General features: G+C 31.3%; 7 protein-coding genes. All 7 read left to right on the top strand.

Translation table 11 applies throughout. The annotated features are described in order from the left end of the window. A partial coding sequence (locus tag ACFCYN_RS25155; protein WP_375952857.1) for an IS110 family RNA-guided transposase occupies positions 1 to 824 on the top strand: 824 nt, incomplete at its 5' end. 262 nt (positions 825 to 1,086) lie between these two features. Next, the gene (locus ACFCYN_RS25150) at positions 1,087 to 1,263 is read left to right on the top strand and encodes a hypothetical protein (protein ID WP_375952854.1); all 177 of its coding nucleotides are present in this window, start codon (positions 1,087 to 1,089) and stop codon (positions 1,261 to 1,263) included. Between the two features lie 225 nt (positions 1,264 to 1,488). Then, complete coding sequence (locus ACFCYN_RS25145) at positions 1,489 to 2,040, top strand: GNAT family N-acetyltransferase (protein ID WP_375952859.1); 552 nt, start codon at positions 1,489 to 1,491, stop codon at positions 2,038 to 2,040. A 102-nt stretch (positions 2,041 to 2,142) separates the two neighbouring features. Next, positions 2,143 to 2,493, top strand: a complete 351-nt coding sequence (locus tag ACFCYN_RS25140) for a hypothetical protein (RefSeq protein ID WP_375952851.1) — start codon at positions 2,143 to 2,145, stop codon at positions 2,491 to 2,493. A 201-nt stretch (positions 2,494 to 2,694) separates the two neighbouring features. Then, complete coding sequence (locus tag ACFCYN_RS25135; RefSeq protein ID WP_375952848.1) at positions 2,695 to 2,826, top strand: hypothetical protein; 132 nt, start codon at positions 2,695 to 2,697, stop codon at positions 2,824 to 2,826. 285 nt (positions 2,827 to 3,111) lie between these two features. Beyond that, the gene (locus ACFCYN_RS25130) at positions 3,112 to 3,372 is read left to right on the top strand and encodes a hypothetical protein (RefSeq protein ID WP_375952845.1); all 261 of its coding nucleotides are present in this window, start codon (positions 3,112 to 3,114) and stop codon (positions 3,370 to 3,372) included. A 221-nt stretch (positions 3,373 to 3,593) separates the two neighbouring features. Further along, positions 3,594 to 3,971 (top strand): DMP19 family protein, encoded by a 378-nt coding sequence (locus ACFCYN_RS25125; RefSeq protein WP_375952842.1) that lies wholly within the window; start codon positions 3,594 to 3,596, stop codon positions 3,969 to 3,971. Positions 3,972 to 4,069: the final 98 nt, after the last annotated feature.

The raw sequence follows: 4,069 nt of genomic DNA, 5'->3' as shown, positions 1-4,069 counted from the left end.
GACAGCACGATCATTTAACAGGTATTAGTTCTCAGGCAAAACTACATTTTTTAGCGATTCTAGATCAAGTGTTTCCTGAATATCGAGGTGTATTTAGAGATTTGTATTCTAATGTTTCACTCTTAACTTTACTGGAGTTTCCTTCATCTGAAGCTGTGTTACAAGCAGGTGAAGATCAACTAGCTAAACGAATCGCATCTTTATGTACTAGTCGTTCTAAACAATGGGCAAACGAAAGAGCTAAGCTTTTAATTACTGCGGCTGAAAAAAATCCGTTTCAAGTAAATCTTTATAGAAGCCTAATTATTTCGCTTGAGATGCATATTAAAATGGTTCTTCAATACAAAGAACATCTATCCAATTTAAAAGCAGAGATAGATGTCCTCGTAAAAGAAATTGAAGAATATACTATCATCCAATCGATTCCAGGTATCGGAAAAAAAATCGCGGCAACGATTATCTCTGAAATTGGTGAAATTGATCGGTTTGATAATCCTAAAAAACTTGTGGCTTTCACTGGTGTTGACCCGAGTGTCTTTGAATCTGGTAAATTCACAGCCAGTAGAAACCGTATTACAAAACGTGGTTCTAGTCGATTGAGACATGCGTTATTTATGGCTGTTCGGTGTGCAATTCGTGATAATCGTAAGAGTAAGACAACAGACGAAATCATCCCACGAAATAAGCGAATGCGACAATTTTATGATAAAAAGCGTGAAGAAGGAAAACCATTTAGAGTAACAGTTATTGCTTGTATCAACAAACTATTACATTGGATTTATGCCCTGTTAAAAAGCAAAACGACTTTCCAAGATCTAGCTTAAAATCTGAACTAGCTTCAACTACCATAATCTTCCAATTTTTAAATAAGTGGAAGATTATTTGGCATGTCAAAAATAGTATAACATGAGTCACATATTTTTTTTATTGAAAATTATTGACAAACTATTAGCTGGTTTAGTTAGCGTTGGGCTGCTTCGGCAGTCCATTTTTTTATTCAACAAAATGGCTGTATAGTTGAACAAGGAATTGATTGTATTTTGTTGAATAAGTATATAAAAATATGATTTTTAAAGGGGAATAAAAGTGAGTAATTTTAGTTTACCAGGCTTATTAATTAGTTTAGCAATTATATGTTTATTTGTATTTGTTGTAGTTAAAATTGTAAAAAATATAATGTTATTTGTAGTAAATAATTCGTCTATTTCAAAAGCAAAAACTGTAGAAATAGAAAAGAGAATTAGCAATCTAGAAAAGAAATAATATTAAATCTAATGCAACTAACTGATGCATTAGTTATATAACGTTGGGCTGCTTTGGCAGTCCATTTTTTATTCAACAAAATGGCAGTTTAGTTGCATAAGGAAGAGCTAAAAAAAGAACAAATAATGGTTTTAATAAAGTAAAATATAGTTAACTTAATACAAGTAATGATTGAGGTAACTTTAATGAATAACAGTAAGAGAAAGAGAAGATTAGTTGAATAATATGCCATTACGAATTAGACCAATCCATGAAGAAGACTTATTTTCACTTTGGACATTGATGTATAAAGAGAGTTCACCAGAGTGGAAGAAATGGGATGCACCATATTTTGAACATAAAGCAGTCACTTTTGAGGACTATTTAAAAACTAAGGATACTGTTGTTAATCAAGAAGATAAATGGATTATTGAGGTGGATGGAAAAGCCATTGGAACAGTTAGCTTCTATTGGGAACATAAACCATCAAATTGGCTTGAAATGGGAATTAGTATTTATGATCCCAACTATTGGAGTGGAGGGTTTGGTACAAGAGCTTTAAAACTTTGGATTAATCATTTATTTAATACACTACCTCTTGTACGTGTAGGTTATACAACTTGGTCTGGTAATCATCGTATGATTAAAGTTGGAGAGAAATTAGGAATGTCAATGGAAGCAAGATTAAGAAAATGTCGTTTTTATGATGGGAATTATTATGACTCGATTCGTATGGGGTTATTGCGAGAAGAGTGGATCGAATTCTTAGAAAAAGATGGTTTAATTGAAGTAGAGTAAATATGAAATAAGGTATTTAAAGAAAGTCCTTATTGAACTAACGCATGCCTTAGTTGAAGATCATGTATAGATATTGAAAGCTCATTTCTTTTGTGAAAGGTGATGATTATTATTTCTTATAACCATGTTCTATTAGAGATATATTGTTTACATGAAGAAAATAAGGTGGTCCCAGAGTTTTGTAAAAAAGTTCATAAACCGGGTTTTCACTGTATCGAAAATAATTGTGCAAACCGAGGTGTAACATATGCTCCAAATGAATTTGCATTTGCGGATGAAAATGGTTTAGTTTCGGATTTAGAATCACATATTGGTTTCGGTGGAGACATGGAGCCCGAAAATGTTAGTCAAGAAAAAATTAATGATCTTAAAAACTTGTGGAAAGAAATTTGCAAAAAGAAAATAGATGAAGCATATGAAGAATTCATGGTAAACAGTGGGTTAAAAAAATAGGAATCTCTATTCAACTACCATGGGAGTACGATATAAACTTCCATTCACTGTTGTGAATCTGAGGATTCATGGATGTCTAACGCATGCAATAGTTGAACAAACTTAAGCTGCTTCGGTAGCTTTTTTCTTATTAAAGTAAACGGCAGTATTGTAGAATTATATTTAAATACAATTATCACTAAAGAGTTTTAGGGAGGAAAAATGATCAGACTTACATTATTTATAGAATGTAACAACGAAGAAGAGGCTTTATTAATAATGAATGAATGCTTAAAATTAAATGACAAATATATGTCTTCTTTTAAGCTATTTTCAAAAGAAGCGTATTGGTAGTTTGATGGCTGGTATAAAATAGTTTTTGATATTGAAACAGTTAGTCCAATAAATATTTCAAAAGCGGAGTTAATACTTAAAAATTTTGTCAATAAATGGGAATGGTATGGTGAGGATGCGATTTCTACTACTAATGCTCCAGATACAATATTTTTCGATAATAGAGTGAGATTCTCCAGCTGTAGGTTTGAAGAACTTACTTTATAGAGACTAAACCTTATTGAACTATTGATGCGTTAGTTCAATAAAACAAACTTTAGTAAACGGTCCTTTTCAGGAGGAAAAATGAGAAAATATGCTATTTTAAATAATCCAATTAACAAAATTGAAAAAGTAATGGTCTACACTTTTGAGGAAGATGAAGTATACGTATTTTTATATGATACAAAGATTGATAACCCCAGCATTGCAGACTATTTATTTGAAGAATTAGATGATGCAGATCAATTTTGCATTAATGAGTATGGTATCAGTGATGGTGATTGGATTTACTTAGAAGATCCAATTTCAGGTACACAACGTGACTTAATTGGTAACCAAAAATAATTATTCTTATGCAACTACCATGGGAGTACGATATAAACTTCTATTCACTGTTGTGAATCTGAGGATTCATGGATGGCTAACACATGCAATAGTTGCACAACAAGATCGGCTGTATAGTCGATTTTTTTAGTGCAATAAATGGCAGGATAGTGCAATAGGGTGAGTTAGGTTTTATAATTATAAATGTTCAAACAAATAAAATTGTTGGAGGAGTTCATCACATGAAAAGTACAGAAGATTTATATTTAGAGATGTCTGATAAAATTATTGAAAAAGAAAGTGTTAATGGAATTGAGGCACTTAGTGAACATGAAAGACATTTTTATTTAGTTGATAGTCTTCTAATGGAAGTAAATAACGGTGGATTTGATCAATATTTCTTTAATTGGACTGGAAAATTTTGGGGAGAAACTGTTTCTATATTAGATAAATTAGGAATCAGTTTTTTATCTAATTTAGTAAAAAAAGCAAATGAAATCTATCGAAGCGATAAATCAGAAGATGATATTCATATTGAACTTGAAGAATTAGATAATGAATTCTATGATAATTTGAATTATGAAGATACATACGAGAAAGTACTGAAGTTGTTCAACTAACGCATGCAATAGTTATATAACAATTGGGAGGAATAATTCGTGCAGTGGTCTCAATGGTTACAAGGAGGTCCTTTCCTTGAGGTTAGTTTCTTATTAAA

Source organism: Gottfriedia sp. NPDC056225 (genome assembly GCF_042267765.1).
Lineage (GTDB): Bacteria > Bacillota > Bacilli > Bacillales > Bacillaceae_G > Gottfriedia.
The sequence above is the reverse complement of the archived record's forward strand: the minus strand, read 5'-3'. Positions and strand labels throughout refer to the sequence as shown.

Bases quoted from the DNA above. Each gene is read 5' to 3' on its own strand.
- ACFCYN_RS25135 (WP_375952848.1), top strand. From the start codon at position 2,695: ATGATCAGACTTACATTATTTATAGAATGTAACAACGAAGAAGAGGCT.
- ACFCYN_RS25130 (WP_375952845.1), top strand. From the start codon at position 3,112: ATGAGAAAATATGCTATTTTAAATAATCCAATTAACAAAATTGAAAAA.
- ACFCYN_RS25125 (WP_375952842.1), top strand. From the start codon at position 3,594: ATGAAAAGTACAGAAGATTTATATTTAGAGATGTCTGATAAAATTATT.
- ACFCYN_RS25145 (WP_375952859.1), top strand. From the start codon at position 1,489: ATGCCATTACGAATTAGACCAATCCATGAAGAAGACTTATTTTCACTT.
- ACFCYN_RS25140 (WP_375952851.1), top strand. From the start codon at position 2,143: ATGATTATTATTTCTTATAACCATGTTCTATTAGAGATATATTGTTTA.